Annotated in this window: 12 protein-coding genes; 3 read left to right on the top strand and 9 right to left on the bottom strand. The window is 24.6% G+C overall.

Going from position 1 to position 19640, the window contains the following annotated elements; all coding sequences use genetic code 11:
• Positions 1 to 689: 689 nt before the first annotated feature.
• The 8 genes from BHAMNSH16_RS00305 to BHAMNSH16_RS00270 form a co-directional block, all read right to left on the bottom strand.
• On the bottom strand, positions 690 to 1826 hold the full coding sequence (locus BHAMNSH16_RS00305) for an FkbM family methyltransferase (RefSeq protein WP_088859723.1): 1137 nt from the start codon (positions 1824 to 1826) through the stop codon (positions 690 to 692).
• A gap of 110 nt (positions 1827 to 1936) precedes the next feature.
• Positions 1937 to 3175: a class I SAM-dependent methyltransferase gene (locus BHAMNSH16_RS14415; protein WP_241033627.1), complete on the bottom strand. Its 1239-nt coding sequence runs from the start codon at positions 3173 to 3175 to the stop codon at positions 1937 to 1939.
• A 399-nt stretch (positions 3176 to 3574) separates the two neighbouring features.
• The gene (locus BHAMNSH16_RS00295; protein ID WP_069732093.1) at positions 3575 to 4585 is read right to left on the bottom strand and encodes a polysaccharide biosynthesis protein; all 1011 of its coding nucleotides are present in this window, start codon (positions 4583 to 4585) and stop codon (positions 3575 to 3577) included.
• A gap of 5 nt (positions 4586 to 4590) precedes the next feature.
• Positions 4591 to 5421, bottom strand: coding sequence for a sugar nucleotide-binding protein (locus tag BHAMNSH16_RS00290; RefSeq protein WP_069732094.1), 831 nt, complete (start codon positions 5419 to 5421; stop codon positions 4591 to 4593).
• Complete coding sequence (locus BHAMNSH16_RS00285) at positions 5418 to 8828, bottom strand: glycosyltransferase (RefSeq protein WP_069732095.1); 3411 nt, start codon at positions 8826 to 8828, stop codon at positions 5418 to 5420. Before BHAMNSH16_RS00285 ends, BHAMNSH16_RS00290 begins: the two co-directional genes overlap by 4 nt.
• Positions 8825 to 9946: a non-hydrolyzing UDP-N-acetylglucosamine 2-epimerase gene (gene wecB, locus BHAMNSH16_RS00280; RefSeq protein ID WP_069732096.1), complete on the bottom strand. Its 1122-nt coding sequence runs from the start codon at positions 9944 to 9946 to the stop codon at positions 8825 to 8827. Before wecB ends, BHAMNSH16_RS00285 begins: the two co-directional genes overlap by 4 nt.
• On the bottom strand, positions 9943 to 11685 hold the full coding sequence (locus tag BHAMNSH16_RS00275) for a glycosyltransferase (RefSeq protein WP_069732097.1): 1743 nt from the start codon (positions 11683 to 11685) through the stop codon (positions 9943 to 9945). Before BHAMNSH16_RS00275 ends, wecB begins: the two co-directional genes overlap by 4 nt.
• A gap of 4 nt (positions 11686 to 11689) precedes the next feature.
• Positions 11690 to 12898, bottom strand: a complete 1209-nt coding sequence (locus tag BHAMNSH16_RS00270) for a glycosyltransferase family 2 protein (protein ID WP_069732098.1) — start codon at positions 12896 to 12898, stop codon at positions 11690 to 11692.
• 305 nt (positions 12899 to 13203) lie between these two features.
• Here BHAMNSH16_RS00270 and BHAMNSH16_RS00265 point away from each other — a divergent pair, with 305 nt between their 5' ends.
• Positions 13204 to 15819, top strand: coding sequence for a homocysteine S-methyltransferase family protein (locus BHAMNSH16_RS00265; protein WP_008731177.1), 2616 nt, complete (start codon positions 13204 to 13206; stop codon positions 15817 to 15819).
• 235 nt (positions 15820 to 16054) lie between these two features.
• Positions 16055 to 16867 (top strand): vitamin B12 dependent-methionine synthase activation domain-containing protein, encoded by an 813-nt coding sequence (locus BHAMNSH16_RS00260; RefSeq protein WP_008731179.1) that lies wholly within the window; start codon positions 16055 to 16057, stop codon positions 16865 to 16867.
• A gap of 15 nt (positions 16868 to 16882) precedes the next feature.
• Here BHAMNSH16_RS00260 and BHAMNSH16_RS00255 read toward each other — a convergent pair whose 3' ends face one another.
• On the bottom strand, positions 16883 to 17806 hold the full coding sequence (locus BHAMNSH16_RS00255) for a methylenetetrahydrofolate reductase (RefSeq protein WP_008731180.1): 924 nt from the start codon (positions 17804 to 17806) through the stop codon (positions 16883 to 16885).
• A gap of 125 nt (positions 17807 to 17931) precedes the next feature.
• Here BHAMNSH16_RS00255 and BHAMNSH16_RS00250 point away from each other — a divergent pair, with 125 nt between their 5' ends.
• Entirely contained in the window at positions 17932 to 19329 is a 1398-nt protein-coding gene (locus BHAMNSH16_RS00250) for an MATE family efflux transporter (RefSeq protein ID WP_008731181.1), read from the top strand.
• The last annotated feature ends 311 nt before the right edge of the window (positions 19330 to 19640 follow it).

Raw genomic sequence — 19640 nt, 5'->3', positions numbered from 1 at the left:
CATATATATAAATTTAAATCAAAAAAATTTATGTTACTATTTATAATATATATTCAAATTTTATCTTATATATTCAATATAACTTTATTATATAAAAGTAGTAAAATACCGTTTTAATAATATTATCATAATATAAAAGCACATATTTTATTAGATTTTTTCTTACAAAGACTATTTATGTGTTTTTGTTATTTGAATCGCTTCCTTATCATATAAAAAAACTATATATTTATATATTATCTTTGTCGTATAGTGCTTGAAAAGCTTCATATTCATTATTTTACCAATTATGTTAAAGATATTCATGAAAAATATAACTATACCAACTATAATTATATTACACACATTATCAAAGATAGTTTTTGTATAATTACAATTTTATATTTTTGTAAAAAAATCCTATTGTATCATTTGAATATAGCTTTATCAAATTAATATTATTATTTCTAATAAAAGGAATATTACTATTTAATATAAGTGTATATTTAGTTATAGACTATATAATCAATTAATTTTTTATTCCTTAAATATTATCCTTATATTGAAATTATTCAATAAAAAATATAATCTATGATGCCACTTTATACTTCAGCATAGGTTGTTCATTTTTTATATTATAAAAACATTACCATATATTGAATTTTTTATATTATTTTAACAAACTGTTGTATATGTAGTAATTAGCTATACTATGCTTTTGGCATACATAAAAGTACAGTCTCATATTGTCCTATGTACGGTATCATTTTTATAATATGGAAGTTATAATCTTTACTATATGATTCTATAAAAGGTTTAATTTCAAAATAATCTTCTATACTGTGATAAATACTAATTACCATATATGGTTTTTGTTCTAAAATTGTATTTCTTGCTCCATCCAATAATTTTTTCTCTTCACCTTCTATATCAACTTTAATAAATCCTATATTTAGGTTATTTTCTTGAACGAATGCATCTATAGTTGTTACTTTTATATTTTCTAATATTCCTTCTTCTCTTTTTAATGGATTTGATATTGAAGATGATGTTAAATCTACATTATTTCCATTATTATAAGTTGGTATAAATATTTCTGTTTTTCCAATATAATTGGATATACCCATATTTATGGGTTCTATATTTTTTAATCTTGAATTTAATGATAGGGTTTCAAGTAAAATATTATAAGTTTTTTTGACAGGTTCAAAACTATACACTTTTTTATTAGTTATTTTAGATAAAAATATGGTTATATCTCCATAACATGAGCCTACATCTAAAATATTTTTGGATAAAAAATCTACATCATTTAAGTATTTATCAAAAAGAACTTCATATGAATGTATATTTAAAAAGTTATAATCTTTTATATAAGACATTGGTATTTTATTTGTTAACTTTAATCCAGTGTAGTATTGATAATCATCAAAATCAAGAACCAATCTTCTTTTTTCTTCTATTAATTTTGATAATTCTATTTCACATTCATTCATATATTTTAAACTGTCATCATTATATTTATATAATTTTATTATTCTATTTAAAAAATTGAATATAGTTATTTTACTATCTTTATCCAAATTATTAATTAATTGTTCTAGTTTATATTGAAAATCATTACTTTCAATATAATACATATAGTTCTTAGTATATGCTAGTAATTCTTTTAAATTTAACACATTTTTATCTTTGTTTTCATAGATATAATATTTAATTTTATCATCTATATATTTTCTGTTATTAATATCTATATCAATAAAATATAAAATCAATTCTCTTACAGAATCTCTTAATTTTCTAAAAGGTATCCACCATACTATATTATCAATTATTTTGGTATTCATCTTTTAATCCTTTGAATTAAAATCATTTTAAACATTAAATATTTAATAGAAAGAATGTATATTCATTTGATTTATAAATATAGTCCATGATTTTATTACATATAGTCCTACTAAATATTTAAAATAAAAAACCTATGCTGCAATATAGTATTGCAACATAGGTTGTAATTTTTTATATTTTGAATTATTATAAAAACATATGTAATCGCTACATATATGAATATTAGGTCTGGTCTGGTCTGGTCTGGTCTGGTCTGGTCTGGTCTGGTCTGGTCTGTATTAAATTTATTTCTAAAGTTATCCCTCCATTTTTTTACAGGTATCCACCAAGCTATTTTAGTGATTTTAAGTGTTATTCTTATACATAATATATAAACATATATATAATATTTATTATTATAAATTCCAAATAATCTTATCCAGTTTTTATTTTCTTTTATTTTATTATTTAATTGAATATTTATTTCATCTATCTTGTTATTTAATTGAGTATAATTTTTTTCTATTATACTATTATTTTCTTTATCTTTAATTTTGAAAAATGATATAATACTGTTAAATAGTTCATTAACATTATAATTATAATATTTGCTAAAAATTTTTTTTATGTAAAAGAAATCTTCTTCTGTTGGCATATAACTCCAAGGATTTGTAAGTAGATAAAAATAATCAGTAACTCTATCAAGTATATCATCATCAAGTCTTACAGCCCCTATATTAGTTATACCACAAAATAAATTTCTATCATTATCATATTCTATAGTATATTTTTCACCTTTTAATGAAGAAAATAGCATATTACAAGATGACATAGGATAATAAAAGGGATCAAAATGAGATAATATTACATCATGTAATATAACTGTAGCATTCTTTTTTAAAAACGGTAACACCATTAAAAAATCTAAAATCTCCCCTGGTAATAAATGCATTGTGTCCAATATGCATAAATCTATATTTCCTCCTATCTTTTCTATAAATTTAGCTGCAACTCCACCTGTATATAATTCCCATTTATTTGTTAAGTTATTAAAATGATCATAAACGAAATGTCCACATTCTTTTGTACTATCAGCAAAATAATATTTTGAATAATCTATAGAATATAGTTTCGAATTATCAAAATCTTTAATAGAATTTAATATTAAAGCACTTCCTCCTCCAGCAGCAACTCCGATTTCTAAAATTTTTTTTGGTTTAATAGTTCTAATTATTCCATTTACAAATTTCCTTTCTGCATTAGTCATTAAATTAGCAGGTAATTTTCCAGTTGTTTCATAAGAAAGTTCTTTATTAATTTTTTCTACTATTTCACTTTCAAAATATTCAAATTTTTGTGTTTGATACATAGTTAATTTTCCTCCAATTTATGATTTCATATTATTAAACTGATTTTCATAACTTATGAACATTTATAATTACAGTATTCAATTAAATATAAATTAATGTAAAATACTTTATTGTTTCACCAAAAAAATTGTATATTTTCAGAATAAAAATCTATCATCTAATTTCATTATTAAATCTTGTTATTTAATTTAGTATAATTTTTCTATCTCCTTAAATTAATTTAAAATATAAAAAGCCAAAGCATGAATTTATGCTTTGGCTATAAGTATTTTTATAAAGAAATATATTATATTTTGTGTTGTGTTGTGTTGTGTTGTGTTGTGTTGTGTTGTTAGCATTTATACCTCGTTAATTATAACATATATTATAACATATATATAAATTTAAATCAAAAAATATTAAAGTTCATTTTTGACATAATCCAAAGATAAAAGCTTTTCTTTTACTTGTTCTTTATTTAAACGAGTTGTATTATCTGAATTATATTCATCTTTTGATGCTATTTCTGTATTACCATCTATAAAATATTTATCATAATTTAAATCTCTATTATCTGCAGGTATTTTATAAAAATTTCCCATATCAACAGCTTTAATCATATCTTCTTTATTTATTAATGTCTCATAAGTCTTTTCACCATGTCTAGTACCTATTATTTTTATTTCTACATTGGGATTAAATATTTCCTTAATAGCTAATGCCAAATCCATAATAGTGCAAGCCGGTGCTTTTTGGACAAAAATATCTCCATTTACGGCATTGTTGAAGGCAAATAATACTAAGTCTACCGATTCATCCAATGACATTAAAAACCTTGTCATATTAGGATCTGTAACTGTTATTGGCTTATTTTCTTTACATTGTTTTATAAATAATGGAATAACAGACCCTCTAGAAGCCATAACATTACCATATCTAGTAGCACATAATGTTATATCATCATTATTTTGCAAAGTTCTAGATTTTGAAATCATTAATTTTTCCATAATTGCTTTGGTCATACCCATTGCATTGATGGGATAAACTGCTTTATCTGTTGATAACATAACAAGTTTTTTTACTTTATTTTCAATACAAGCATCTATTACATTACCTGAACCTATTATATTAGTTTGTACAGCCTGCATAGGATAAAACTCACAAGAAGGTACTTGTTTTAAAGCAGCAGCATGAAATACAAAATCAACATTTCTTAAAGCTTCATTGATACTTTTATAATCTTTTACATCACCTATATAATATTTTATTCTATCATCTTTTAATTCTGTACGCATTCTATCTTGTTTTTCTTCATCTCTGGAAAATACTCTTACTTCTTTTATGTTGGTATTGTTTATAAAATATCTAAGCATTTTATTACCAAAAGATCCAGTACCTCCAGTTATTAATAAAATTTTATCCTTAAACATTATAATTACTCCAAATTATTTATTTGTTCTTTTACTGTTGGTATATCTAATTTACTACATAATTCCTTAATAGATGATAAACTTCTATCACATATAGGATTAGTTATATACGGTTTTATTTTTAAATTCAAATCATATTTTTCATTAAAATACTCTAACATTTGATATTTGCTTACTATATCTTTAGAATGTATATGAAATAAATCTTCTTGATAAAGATTATTTTCTATTATATTTTCACAAATTATTGCATATTGCTTTGTTGTAATACCATTCCAAAAATGATTCAAAAATCCGTTTACAGATTTACCTCTTTGTGATTTAGCCCAAGAAATTAAACTAGCATTTTTATGTATCTCTTCACCTATTATACTTGTACGCAATATCATACATTTTCCTCTAGGTTCACCTAAAGATTTTGATTTTCCATATTCATCTAATGCATTATGTTCATCAAGTTCATTGTATTTACCTTTGAGTCCGTCAAATACACAGTCTGTAGTTATATGAATAAATTTAATATTATTAGTTTTACACCAATTGGCTGCATTCCAAGGAAAAATTGAATTTATAAAAATAGAATCTCTCATATTATTGAACATAAAAGGTTTTATAATACCAATACAATTTATAACATAATCAAAATCCGTATTTAAATTATTTATATCATCAGTAAGAGAATCAAATTTAATTGCTTTATTTTTATCAAAATTATCAAAAGCTACTTTTTCATTTCTATATGTAAAATGAACATCATAATTTTTGTTGTTAATAAAATGCTTAACAACTGTATTGCCAAGCATTCCTGTTCCTCCTAATATTAGAATTTTTTTCATTTTTCTACCTTATTCTTTTTAATAGTAATTTTTATACCTAAAATGCCAATAATAAAATATTTCTCATCATTGCTAATATATATTCCAAATGTAAAATCTTTCTTAACCTTTTTGTCATCATCAGATTCATCATTAACATTTATAGTATTATAATATTTATTTAATTGTTCTAAAATTGGTTGGTATTCAATATCAACTTTATGTTCCTTAATAACATTATTATATACATCTATAATTCTATTTACATATAGATTTTTATTGTAATTTTCTTCAGCAAATTTTAAAGAAAGCTCACCTCTTCTTTTTACCTCATCTAAATTGTTTATTAAATACTGTAATTTATCAGCATATTCATTTTTTTTACATACTATACCGCACTCAGGAGCATTAATAACATCAGTTAAAGCAGTTCCTTCTAAAGCTAGAACCATTTTTCCGCAGCTCATAGCTTCTATAGCCATCATTCCAAAAGCTTCCTGTTTTGACGGCATTAAAAATATATCGCAAGCTTGGTATAATTTAGAAAGCATTAAGTCATCTTTTATCCAACCATATTCTAATATATTAAAATCATTTTTAAATTCTTTCAATAAACCTTTTTTTACAACTGTTATTAAAGTTATTTTATTTTTAGATTTTATTTTATTTAATGCATCTTTTATAATATGCAAACATTTAAATACATTATCTTCAGATCTAAACATTAAAACAATAGAATTTTCATCTATTGAGAGTTCTTTCTTGGCTTCTATAATATCTCTAGGTCTAAATATGTTTTGATCTATACCAAAAGGTATTCTATATATTTTCTTTCCTTTCCAAATAGGAGATTCTTTTACTTTATCCTCCATCCATTTTGATGCCACAATAACTGATAAATTTGAATCTTGTATAAATTTTTTCTTAATCTCAAATTGAAATGCTGTATCATCTTTTTTTATAATAAAAGGCTTATCCAAATATTCACAATCATAACAATGTTCATGCCATTTTTTACAATCAAAATGATGTACGCAATGACCTCCTAAATAATAGGCATCATGCAAAGTAATGACTGCTGGTTTTAATCTAGTTATAATCGGTAAATATTTTATATCAAATTTTGCATTATGTATTAAATGAAAATGTAATATATCAGAATCTAAAAATAATGAATTTTTAATTAAGCTTTCTGTAATATTATTAGAAGCATAATTATATGCATAAGTATATTCATCGTCAGATTCTTTATAATTAACTATATGATTTGATGCTATTTTGTTTTCACGCAGATATATTCCTAAATTATGTCCATTGAATTTATTACCTACTAAATCATTATCACCTATTTGTAAACATGTAAATTTAATTAATCCTAACTCCTTTTTTAAATATCTTTTAATTTTATCTTTTATAGTTTTTGGAAAATTATAAAGTGTTAATAAAGATTCTGCATAGATTACTACTCTATTTGCAACTATGTCTTTAAGATTAAAAACTTCATTAGGTATATTAGATTTATAAAAATATTCTTTAAACCAATCTGCTATTTCATAAATAGAGTCTGGTCTATTTACTGAAAGTTGTCCCTTGTGTTTTCTCCAGCTTACTAATGTTTTTGGAACATGTATAAAATCTCCATATAAAGCCATATTCCAATACATTTCTATATCATTAATATATAAATATTTATCTGTTCTTATATTAGTCCAATTTACAAATTTGCTTCTTTTTATAAAAGTTCCGACCATAGCAGCATAGCATGAAAAATCGGATAAAGCTTCTAAAAAATTCCAATCCGGACTTTTTACAGATTCTATTACATTATTTTTTTCATCTATTATTTTATAATCACAATAAGCAACAACAGCATTATCATCATTATCTAATACCTTAATCATTTCTTCAAATAAAGTTTTATCTACTATATCATCAGAATTTATTTGTGTAAAATATTCTCCTTTAGCTAATGACCAACCCCAATTTACTGTTTCTGGTTCTCCAGAATTTTCATGGTATAAATATTTTACCCTATTATCTTTTAGGTAAGGTTTTACCACTTCTTTAGTATTGTCAGTAGAACCATCATCTAATATATAATATTCAAAATTAGTATAAGTTTGATTTAATATACTTTCTATTGTTTTAGGTAAAAAATCAGCTCTATTATAAGTTGGAGTTATAACAGTAATTTTCACACTAAAATCAAGTATTTTTAATATATCAACAGGTATATAATCTTTTTCTGTAAAATTACCATCCCAAGATAAAATACCTTTAGTCTGTTCAGCTGGTTTAACTACTTTTCTATTTAAAGGATTGAGACCATTACATATTTTACAAAATTCTGTATAACCTTTTTTGTTATATTTCAATCTAAATTCTATTAATTCTTTTTTATTTACATTTCCTTTTAAATCAAAAAGAGAATCTTCATCATAATTCACTATACCTGCTGTTTCTGCAAAACTATGATAGCAGCATCCTGATATAGTTCCATTTCTTATTTCAGAAAATATAGAACCGCAATAATCATATCTTTTACTATTTTCTTCATCAGATAATTTAGAATAATCATACCTAGGCGGATATGCCTGTGCCCAATTCCAAAATTCACCAGCTGGTATAATCTCTGATTTTACATTATATTTTTCTAATTTTTCTAAGTTTTTTTTATATATATTTTCAAATTCTGGTACAGCATTCAAATAATTATCTACTTGAATTGTTATATTAGATTCTTTAACAATTTCCAATAATTCATCTGGTATTTCTCTAACACCATTTGTAGGCATTACTAAATCTATAATTTTATTACTATAATTATTATTAATATACTTTAATAATTTTATTATATCCGGATATAAAGAAGGTTCACCACCTGTAATATGCATAAAACCAATCATATCTACATTTTTAAAATATATATCTATATCATTTTTCAATCTTTCTAGATCACTATGTTGTTTTCTATTTATATAAGGATTAAAATTTAAGCATGATGTACAATTTAAATTACAAACTGTTGTTGTAATAATATTATTACTTGAAATATATACTTTATCATATGCATACACTGCAAATATTGATAAATATTTCATTATAAAATTACTTTCATAATTATAGAAATATGGAGAATAAAAATTATATATCACAAAATAATTAACATCTTTTATTAAATTTTTAGAAATAAGAAATCGTTCTATATTAGGATAATCTCCAAATATTAGAATAGTTTTTCCTAAAATATCTATATCTAGAGAATCCATAGCCTCTTTTGTAGGAATTAAGATATTAGCATTTAAAAAACTTAAGCATTCTTTCATCTTTAATGCTTTATCTATATCTCCTAATAATAATAAATCTTTATTTTTTTTGAAAATGTTTCCTATTTCATCAAATTCATGCCCTTTATTTTGCCATTTCATATTTTCCTCCAAATGTTTTCATTAATGTATTCTGTATAACCAAGTATTATTCTAACTACTTTCATAGATAAGTTATCAACATCATAATCTTCTACAGTTTTTGGTATCATATTATTTTTATATTGTTCTGTAACGACCTCAACAGCTTTTAATACTCTATCTTTTTTGTATCCGCACATTATTAATGTACCCTCGTCATTGCCTTCAGGTCTTTCATGAGCATTTCTTATAGTTACTGAAGGAAATTTCAATATAGAACTTTCTTCTGTTATAGTACCGCTGTCTGAAAGAGTACAGAAAGAATTTTTTTGTAATGCTATATAATCAAAAAATCCAAATGGCTTAGAAAAAATAATATTATTGTGAACTTTAATGTTTCCTAATTTATCTAAAAGTCTTCTAGTTCTGGGATGAGTTGAAAATATTATTTTATAATCATATTTTTCAGACAATGCATTTAATGATTCTATTAAAGACCTTAAATTAGATTCTATATCAACAACTTCTTCTCTATGCGAACTAACTACAAAATATTTATTTTTCTCTAATGATAATTTATCCAATATATTTGAATTATTAATTTTATCTTTATATATTTCAAATATTTCTTTCATAGAAGAACCAATCTTTATAATTCTTTCAGAAGCTATACCTTCTCTTTGTAAATAGTGTCTAGCCTGTTCAGTAATTACTAAATTAATATCTGCCAAATGATCTACTATTTTTCTATTTATTTCTTCAGGAACTCTTTCATCAAAACATCTGTTACCAGCCTCCATATGAAATACAGGTATTTTTCTTCTTTTTGCCGGTATTATAGAAAGACAGGAGTTAGTATCACCATATAAAAGTAATGCATCAGGTTTTTCTTTTTCCATAACTTCATCAGAATTTGATATAATGTTACCTATAGTTTTTGATAATGTTTCACCAGCAACATTAAGAAAATAATCCGGTTTTCTTAATTCTAAATCATTAAAAAATACTTCATTAAGTTCATAATCAAAATTTTGTCCGGTATGAACTAATATATGCTCAGTATATTTATCTAATTCTTTTATAACCTGAGTAAGTTTTATTATTTCAGGTCTGGTTCCAAGTATAGTCATTACTTTCATTTGTTTTTCCTATTTTTATTTAACATATATAAGAATAAAAATACCCTATAAGAAAATTTTCTGCTTCTTTTTAAAGCTATTCTTATATTGAATATATATATGTATAAATAACTTACATTAAATTCTATTTTGAATATTACGCACTTTTTTTTATCTAAATTTTTTAGAGAATAGTCTTTCAAGAAATTACTTCTATATAAATAGAAATTATCTAATAATATATAATCTTTGAATCTATCTAAAATGTATTTATTATTATTAATTTCATTTTCCACTTGAGTATAATAATTTTTGTTTTTGATATTATCTATGCAATAAAAAAAGTATCTATTTATAAATTTCATTTTTCCATAAAATGATAACTGCATAATAATATTATAATCATTGTTATATACCATATTTATTTTTTCAAATACTTTTCTTTTTATAAGCATGCTGCATAATGGTATATATATTGGATTATTCCAAAAATAAAGCATATCCTCAAATTGTTTATCTTCATTAAAACTTAATGAGTCCAATTTTGGATATATTTTATTGTTATCTTCATTAAAATAATAATTTGAATATGATATATCTATGGATGGATCTTCTATAAATTCATTAAATTGTGAATGTAGTTTATCTTTAAGTAAAATTTCATTATTATTTATAAATTGTATAAAATTCCCCTCTATTATATTCAAAATATTATTATCTCTCTCAGGGTTAAAAATTTTATACTCTATATTAGAATTAATATTTAATTTATGATTTGTTATAAATATGATTTCTATATTATCATAATTTTGCTCTATAATAGAATCAATAATAAAATTAAGATTATCATAATTTCTATTATAAATGTTAATAATAACAGAAATTTTATTATTACTAGAATAATATTGCTTATTATTTTCTTTATATATTTCAAGTTCAGTATTTATAAACTCTATCAATTTGTCATAAACAGAATTTTTCATTCTATTTCTTATTTTATTAAGAACATTATATTTGTTAAAAAATATACTTTGATATTCATCATCATTTATATTTTTTAACATATTAATCCATAATTTATTTCCCTCATTTCTTAGAAAATCTTTTTTAGAATTACTATCTTGTTTTTCATGCATTCTATATTGTAATAGAACTTTTGGTATATATTTTACTTTATATCCATATTTAAACATTCTAAACCAAAAATCATAATCCTGCACACATGAAAGATTCTCATCAAAGAAACCAACATTAGAAAAAACATCTTTAGGAATCAGTAATGTGCATCCGCCAATATCAGAAAGTAATATAGAATAAAAATTATTGTTTAATCTTCTATATTCTGTTTTAGATGAATTTTCAAATGCTGTTATAAGTTCTAGTTTTTCATTAACAAATTCAAAACCTGAATATATCACTGTCTTGTCATCTATATTTTTTAATTCATTTACTTCTTCTTCTATTTTATTAGGATAATAAATATCATCATGTGATAACCAAGATATGTAATCTCCTTTTGCTGCTTTTATTGCACAATTTAATGCACTGGCTACTCCGCCATTCTCTTTATAAATATAAGTTACTTTATTTGAAAAGTCATTGATAATATTTGCTGTATTATCTTTAGAACCATCATCAACTACTATTACTTCTATATTTCTATAAGTTTGATTAAGAGCACTATTTATAGCATCTTTTATATAATTTTCACCATTATAAACAGGTATTATTATTGATATTAAAGGATTAGATTTCATCATAATATTATCCCCGTTTTTCAATTACAAAATTAAATCCTAAAAGATTTATTTTTGTATTTTTGTTTGAAAATTGTATAGAAAACAGAATTCTCAATATATTACTAAAAGTTATAATCACAGGGGTAGTATAATTTTTATTATTCTTAATATTTATATTAATACCAAATATTCTAATATTTGTGTAAAATCCATCTAATATTATAGAGAAAAAATAAGGTAATAATTTATTATTTATAACTTTTAATTTTTCTTCTGTTTTTAAATAATAATCATAATGATATTTATATTTATTGTATTCTTCTAAAAAATCTTTATCAAAGTATTTATTTAATATATGCATGTATTCATTATTATTATTAATCTTATATAATAAAAATTTATATTGATTGTATGCTAATTTCATATAATCATATTTATATAAAATATTATCATTCATTTTTATCAAAAAATTATAAAACTCATCTAATGATTTTTTAGAATCCAAGCACATTTTATTAAATCTATCTTTTGTAAGAGATTCTGCATTTTTATTGCTATAGCTTAAATCACAATGATATATATATAATTCATCATAAATAGCTTTATATGTTTTAACAAAATAGAAAAAGATTAAACATTGCAGCATATCTTCAGCAAATGTTATATGATCATCAGGTATATAGATAACAGACTTTTTTACTATGGAAGATTTAAAAAATTTTGCCCATATATTATGAGATATTTTTTCATTTAGAATTTCATTTAGTAAATAGTTATTATCTATATTGCTTCTCTTAGTTGAAAGATACCAAGAAACTCTTTTTTCTTCTTTTAATTTTTCTTTTTTATTTGGATTTGACGATACAGATTTGACACTAAATTGAATCACATCATAATCATTATCTTTTATAGTATTAAAGACCTTTTCTAAGGCATTTAATTTTAATTCATCATCCGGATCTATATATGTTATATAATCACCTTTAGCCTCTATACTTCCAGTTTTTCTGGATGATAATGTACCTTTATTTTGTTCATGCTTTATATATATTATTCTATTATCATTATATGAATTTATAATTTCTTTACAATTACCATTAGAACAATCATCAACTATTATTATTTCAAATTCAGTAAATGTCTGATTGATAATACTATTTATACATCTTTTTAAATATCTTTCCGTATTATATACAGGTATAATTATTGAAAAGAAACAATTAATTTTACACATATAAACCTTAAATTAATATAATTATAATTAGCAGAATTATAATTATTAAAAATTCAACTAATTAAATAATTATACCCTATAAAACCTAAATGTCAATAAGCAAGCAATATATTTTATTATTTAGGATAAACATATAATGCATTATATTTAATTATAAACAATATAAATCAATATCATTTTTTTATAATTCAAAACTATCTAAAATATATTATAAATCAAAACTATAATATTAAAAACTTGTTATATTTACTTTTTTATATTAAAATAGATGAAATGTATTTTTTATATAAAAATTGGAGCATATAATGAGCAATATCAAAGAAAGACTAAAAGAACTAATAAAAGAACAATATTTAATAATAGACGGTGCCACAGGTACAGAACTCCAAAAAAAAGATATAAAAAAAGAAGCTTGGATTATAAACGGCAATAATATTGAAGGCTGCAATGAGATACTGAATATAACAGCTCCATATATAATGAAAGAAATACATATAGATTATTTAAATGCCAATGCTGATATCACAAAGACAAACAGTTTCGGAGCTATACCTTGGGTATTAAGTGAATATGATATTGCAGATAAAGCTTATGAACTAGCAAAAAAAGCTGCATTAATAGCTAATGAAGCTAGAGAAGAATATTTAAAAAATCCTAATTCTAAAGGCGATTTAAACAGAGAGATTTTTATTGCAGGAAGTTTGGGACCGGGTGTAAAACTTCCTAGTCTTGGACAAATAACTTTTGATGAAATGTATAACGGCTACACTGAAGCTGCAAGAGGATTAATAGACGGAGGAACTGATATAATACTTCTTGAAACAGCTCAAGATGTACTGCAATTAAAGGCTGCTATACTTGCAGTTAATGATATAGCAAAAAATCTAAATAAAGAAATACCAATAATGGTTTCTGTAACTATAGAAAAAGAAGGTACAATGCTTTTGGGTACAGATATAGAGACAGCATATACAATACTTTCAAATTTGGATATATTCTCTATAGGTATGAACTGCGGAACAGGTCCTGATATGGCAATGCGTCATATAAAAAGACTTTCAGAAATATCATGCTTACCTATATCAATACACAGCAATGCAGGACTTCCAGAAAACAGAGACGGAAAAGCATATTACAGTATGACTCCTGAAGAATTTGCTAATATTAATAGTAAGTTTTTTGAATTAGACGGACTTTCATTTATAGGAGGCTGCTGCGGTACTACTCCTTTGCATATAGAAGCATTGGCTAAAAAAGTAAAAGGAGAAAAACCCAAAAAACCTGCATTAGAAAAACCAAGACCTTATATAGCTAGTTTATTTAATACTGTAAGTATAAAACAAAATCCTGCACCTTTAATGATAGGAGAGAGAAGTAATGCTACAGGAAGTAAAATATTCAGAGAGCTTATGATTGCAGGCGATATGGACGGTATGCTTGATGTTGGAATAAAACAGGTTAAGGCTGGAAGCCATGCTATAGATGTTAATGCCGCTTGGGCTGGACGAGATGAAGTGGAAGATATTACGAAAATTATTTCTGCTTATGTCAAACAAATTTCTCTGCCATTAGTTATTGATGCAATAAAACCTAATGTAATAGAGGCCGCTTTAAAAGTATACGGAGGAAAACCTATAATAAACTCCGCTAATATGGAGCAGGGAGAAGAGAAATTTGATGCAATATGTTCTCTTGCTAAAAAATACGGAGCTTCTATTATGCTTCTTACAATAGATGAAAAAGCTATGGCATTAACTTGCGAAGATAAATTAAGAATGGCAGATAGAATGTATGAACGTGCTGTTAATGTACATAAAATACTTCCTCATGATATAATATTTGATCCCCTCACATTTACGCTTGCAAGCGGTGATGAAAAAAGCTTTTTAGCTGGAGTTGAAACACTCAATGCTATAAAAGAACTTTCAATAAGATATCCGGAAAGCTCTATAAGTTTGGGAGTATCAAATATATCTTTCGGGCTTAAAGAAGAAGCTAGAAAAATAATGAACTCTGTATTTTTATATGAAGCTATTAATCATGGACTTACTACTGCTATTGTTAATGTTGCTCAAATACTTCCATTATCAAAAATAGATGAAAAAGAAATAGAACTAGCAAAAGAATTGATATATAATAAAAGTAATACTAAAGAGCCTCTTATAAATTATATAAATCATTTCTCTGACAAAAAAGAAAAGAAAGAATTAAATGCTGAAGAAAATATAAAAAAGCCTATAAGAGAAGCCATAAGAGATGCTATGCTTGACGGCGAGTGGAAAGATATGCAGGTGTTGCTTAATGAAGTAAAAGAAAATAGTGAGGAGTTTGGAGGAGAAAAATTATTTGCTCAGGCTATAATAGATGAAATACTTCTTCCTACTATGGCTGATATCGGAGTAAAATTTGGAGAAGGTACTATACAGCTTCCTTTTGTTTTGGGTTCTGCAGAAGTTATGAAAAAAAGTGTTGATTTTTTATCTGAGTTTTTAGAGAAAAAGAAACAAGAGAAAACTGCTAAAATAATACTTGGTACTGTGGCAGGAGATGTGCATGATGTTGGTAAAAATCTAGTTGAAATCATTATAAAAAATAATGGATTTGAAACTGTTAATCTTGGTACTAAAGTTCCTATAGAAAAATTTTTAGAAGCGTATCAAGAACATAATGCGGACTGCATAGGTATGTCTGGACTTTTAGTGAAATCTACTGAAGTTATGAAAGATAATCTTGCATACATTAGAGATAAAGGATTAAAGATACCTATTTTACTTGGAGGAGCAGCTTTAACTAAAGACTTTGTTGAAAACACTTGCAAAAAAGTTTATGGGGATACTGCTAAAATATTTTACTGCAAAGACGGTTTTGATGATATATTAGCAATAAAAGAAATAATAGATGACAGAGATAAAGAAAAATAATTTATTACTAGTTTATAGTTTTAATAGTTAATTATATCATTAATATTTTATTAGTAATAATAAAGAGAAAGATAAGTATAGTTATTAAGTTTATTCTCTAGCTTATTACAGGCTAAGATGAACAAGTAGGCAATAACAATAAACAAAAGCGAGAACGAGCCTTCAAGAAAATTTATTTGCTTGAAACTTTCGGCGAGCACCCTTACGGGTGACATAACAACAATAAGGAAGAATTATGCCAGAAATAAATCATAAAAATCATCAGCATTATATAAATAAACCTCCTTTCTATGGAAGAAAAGTTTTTGAGTTTAATAAAGAGATAGAAAAAGAAGCTTTTGATATGATTAATAAAGTTAGGCTTTTCAGAGTTGGTTTCGGATATTCTGCTAAAAATCAGGATATGGAAAAATATAATGAAATGATTAAAACTAAAGTAGAACCTAAATACGAAGAGATGAAAAATAATATTATAGAAAATAATTTAATAGAACCTGTAATGATTTATGGATTTTATAAGACGGTTACAGAAAATGATAAATTACATATATATGATGTTGACTATGAAACTAGTAAATTAAAAAATGAAAAAATAGAAATACCTTTAGAGCGTATGGAAAAAGAACCTTATAATTCTATAGTTGATTTCTTTGATAAAGAAGAAGATACTATAGGATTTACTCTTGTAAGTCTTGGAAAGAAGTTTGCGGGATTTTTAAAAGGGCTTTATGATAATGATGATTATAAAGATTATTATTTTTATAATGCAATAGGTACAAATATCATAGAAAACTATGTTGATATACTTCAAAGTAATATGGATAATTTGCTTAATTTAAAAAATAATGGTAAAAGAAAACATGTGGGATGTAGATATTCTTTCGGATATAAAGCACTTACTAATATGTACGGCAACAGGATAATATTTAATCAATTAAAGCCTGAAGAGTTCAATGTTACTCTAACAGAAAGTTATATGATGGATCCTGAACTTAGTACTTGTGCTATAGTTTCATTCTGTGAGGATTCTTATTATTTTGCTAATTAATAGCATATTTAATTTTTAAATACTTTTAAGAAGCTCTACAACAAAATCATAGTTATTCATACTCATTATATGCATTTTTTTATGTTTTTTAATCATGCTTTTAAATAGGTTAGTTGATAATTCTACTGCAGCTTTTTTCTCCTCTTCAGGGGATTTATCACTAGCCTCTTTCAATTTATTAAGCCAAGTTTCTGGTATATAAGCACCCGGAAGTTTATAATATATAAAATATGCAGTTTTGTAGCTAAGTACAGGAAAGAATCCGGGTACTAGTATAGGTTTTTCTTTTAAAGGAAGTTCATCTATCCATTTCAAGAAAAGCTCTAATCTTTCAGCTTCATATATAGGCTGAGTAAATATAGCTTTAACTCCTGAATTTGCTTTCTTAGCCAATCTTAATTTTAATGTATCATTATTTTTAGCATAACTATTTATTACACAAAAAGGATATATATGTTTTAATGGTTCTTTAAAAGCAAACTCTCCTAAACTTTTTCCTTTATTTAAATCCTTTATTATATTTATTAATAATTCAGAATTACCCTCAAATACAGCTTTCGCCTGCTTTTGATTGCCATTAGCTATAGCATCTCCTGTAACTGCAAGCACCATTCTTATATCAAAATAATTTGCACCTATTAAATCATTTTGTAATGCTATTGAATTTCTATCTCTCATAGTTTGAGTTGTTATGAATGGTTTATTATTATTTAATCTTTGCTGCAATTGAAGTGCTGCTAGTATTGAAGATATTTTTAAATTGGCAAAAGGCGAATCAGTAACTACAAATGCATCTATATAATCAGAAATTGCAGAATTATCTATTTTATCCTTTATATAAGCTAAGTCATATTTAGCCTGCGGAGATATTTCTAATGTAAAAGCACATTCATCTTTATTTTCTAACTTTGTTATAAAATTTTCTACATTATTGTTCATTGTATATATCCTAAATATTATGTTAATATCCTACTAGAAAAACAAAAAAAGTCAAATAAAAAATCATATTGAAATTATATAAAAAAGTTATATACTATTAAGAATTATAATTTTTAGGACATATTATGAATGTATCTGATGATGCCGCATTAAAAGAAGCCGAAAGACAAAATAAAAAATTTAAAGAATTAACCGAATCAAAAATTGAATTTTTAGTTATAAAAATGGGCATTCCCACAATTATAAGCATGCTTACAACTTCATTCTATAATATGGCGGATACTTTTTTTGTTAGTAAAATAAATACTCAATCAACTGCAGCAGTAGGAATAGTATTTTCCATGATGGCAATAATACAGGCTATAGGCTTTTTCTTTGGGCATGGCTCTGGCAACTATATATCAATTAAGTTAGGGGCAAAGGAAACTGAAGAAGCTTCAAAAATGGCTGTTACAGGTTTTTTATCTGCTATGATAGCAGGTTTTATTATATTGATATTTGGAATAATTTTTATTAAACCTCTAGCCTATTTATTAGGTTCTACAGAAACAATACTTCCATACTCTATAAGTTATATGAAATATATTTTGATAGGTGCTCCGTATATGACGGCTTCATTAGTTTTGAACAATCAGTTAAGACTTCAGGGCAATGCACTATTTGCTATGATAGGTTTAATAACAGGAGCAATTTTAAATATAATATTAGACCCTATTTTAATATTCCATTTTTCTATGGGTGTAAAAGGTGCGGCTATAGCAACTATAATAAGTCAATTTTTTGGTTTCTGCGTACTTTTGATTGGTACTAATGTATGGGGTACTTTGCCTATAAAATTACGGGATTTCTCCCCTAGTATTCAAAAATATAAAGCTATCATAGTAGGAGGGCTTCCTAGTCTATGCAGGCAAAGTATATCAAGTTTTGCTACTGCATTTTTGAATATAGCTTCCGGACAATTTGGAGATGCGGCTATAGCTGCTATGTCTATAGTTAATAGAGTTTCAATATTTGCTAATTCTGCTATAATAGGGTTCGGTCAGGGATTTCAGCCTGTATGCGGATTTAATTATGGAGCTAAAAAATATGACAGAGTTATAAAAGCATTTTATTTCTGCATTAAGGTATCAACATTAGTGCTTTTTATTTTTGCTGCTATTATATTCATAAAATCATCTCAAATAGTTCATTTATTTAATGATAAAGATGCTTCATTATTTGACATAGCTAATAATGCTTTACATTATCAGGCATTAAGTCTTCCTTTATGGGGCGTTATAACATTATCTAGTATGATGCTTCAAACAACTAGAAAAACTATAAGAGCTTCTATCTTAGCTTTAGCAAAACAGGGAATATTTTTTATACCGATAGTATATATATTTCCTAAAGTATTTGGTATAACAGGTATAGAAATGGCACAGCCTTTTTCTGATTTTCTTACATTTTTATTGGCAATACCACTTGGATACAGTATTATAAAAGAAATGAAATCAGAATTACAAAGAGAAAAAAGTTTATAGTTTATGTATAAAAAAATAAAAAAAGTTAAAAATCGAAGTATTTTGTATGTAAAAATGAAAAATTTTTAAAAAATATGATTTTAAAGTGTGATAACTTTATACAAAAAAGAGAAGTTATATATCAATAAGTTATTATATATAGAAATATCATCTAATTATTAATAAAAAAATATATTTTATGTATTGCAAAAAAATATAAAATATATTATATTAGTTAATGTTCTTTGACAGTTTTATGTAACTTACATATTAATGTGAAAAGAATATAAAGGCTAAAAAAAGCCAGTCTCGATACCCTACTACGCTCTGCG

This window comes from Brachyspira hampsonii, assembly GCF_002214805.1.
Lineage (GTDB): Bacteria > Spirochaetota > Brachyspiria > Brachyspirales > Brachyspiraceae > Brachyspira > Brachyspira hampsonii.
The sequence above is the reverse complement of the archived record's forward strand: the minus strand, read 5'-3'. Positions and strand labels throughout refer to the sequence as shown.

What these genes read in the sequence shown, in the direction of transcription:
- BHAMNSH16_RS14415 (WP_241033627.1), bottom strand. Translation starts at nt 3,175, where the DNA reads ATGTATCAAACACAAAAATTTGAATATTTTGAAAGTGAAATAGTAGAA.
- wecB (WP_069732096.1), bottom strand. Translation starts at nt 9,946, where the DNA reads ATGAAAGTAATGACTATACTTGGAACCAGACCTGAAATAATAAAACTT.
- BHAMNSH16_RS00255 (WP_008731180.1), bottom strand. Translation starts at nt 17,806, where the DNA reads ATGAACAATAATGTAGAAAATTTTATAACAAAGTTAGAAAATAAAGAT.
- BHAMNSH16_RS00275 (WP_069732097.1), bottom strand. Translation starts at nt 11,685, where the DNA reads ATGATGAAATCTAATCCTTTAATATCAATAATAATACCTGTTTATAAT.
- BHAMNSH16_RS00295 (WP_069732093.1), bottom strand. Translation starts at nt 4,585, where the DNA reads ATGTTTAAGGATAAAATTTTATTAATAACTGGAGGTACTGGATCTTTT.
- BHAMNSH16_RS00290 (WP_069732094.1), bottom strand. Translation starts at nt 5,421, where the DNA reads ATGAAAAAAATTCTAATATTAGGAGGAACAGGAATGCTTGGCAATACA.
- BHAMNSH16_RS00250 (WP_008731181.1), top strand. Translation starts at nt 17,932, where the DNA reads ATGAATGTATCTGATGATGCCGCATTAAAAGAAGCCGAAAGACAAAAT.
- BHAMNSH16_RS00305 (WP_088859723.1), bottom strand. Translation starts at nt 1,826, where the DNA reads ATGAATACCAAAATAATTGATAATATAGTATGGTGGATACCTTTTAGA.
- BHAMNSH16_RS00285 (WP_069732095.1), bottom strand. Translation starts at nt 8,828, where the DNA reads ATGAAATGGCAAAATAAAGGGCATGAATTTGATGAAATAGGAAACATT.
- BHAMNSH16_RS00260 (WP_008731179.1), top strand. Translation starts at nt 16,055, where the DNA reads ATGCCAGAAATAAATCATAAAAATCATCAGCATTATATAAATAAACCT.
- BHAMNSH16_RS00265 (WP_008731177.1), top strand. Translation starts at nt 13,204, where the DNA reads ATGAGCAATATCAAAGAAAGACTAAAAGAACTAATAAAAGAACAATAT.
- BHAMNSH16_RS00270 (WP_069732098.1), bottom strand. Translation starts at nt 12,898, where the DNA reads ATGTGTAAAATTAATTGTTTCTTTTCAATAATTATACCTGTATATAAT.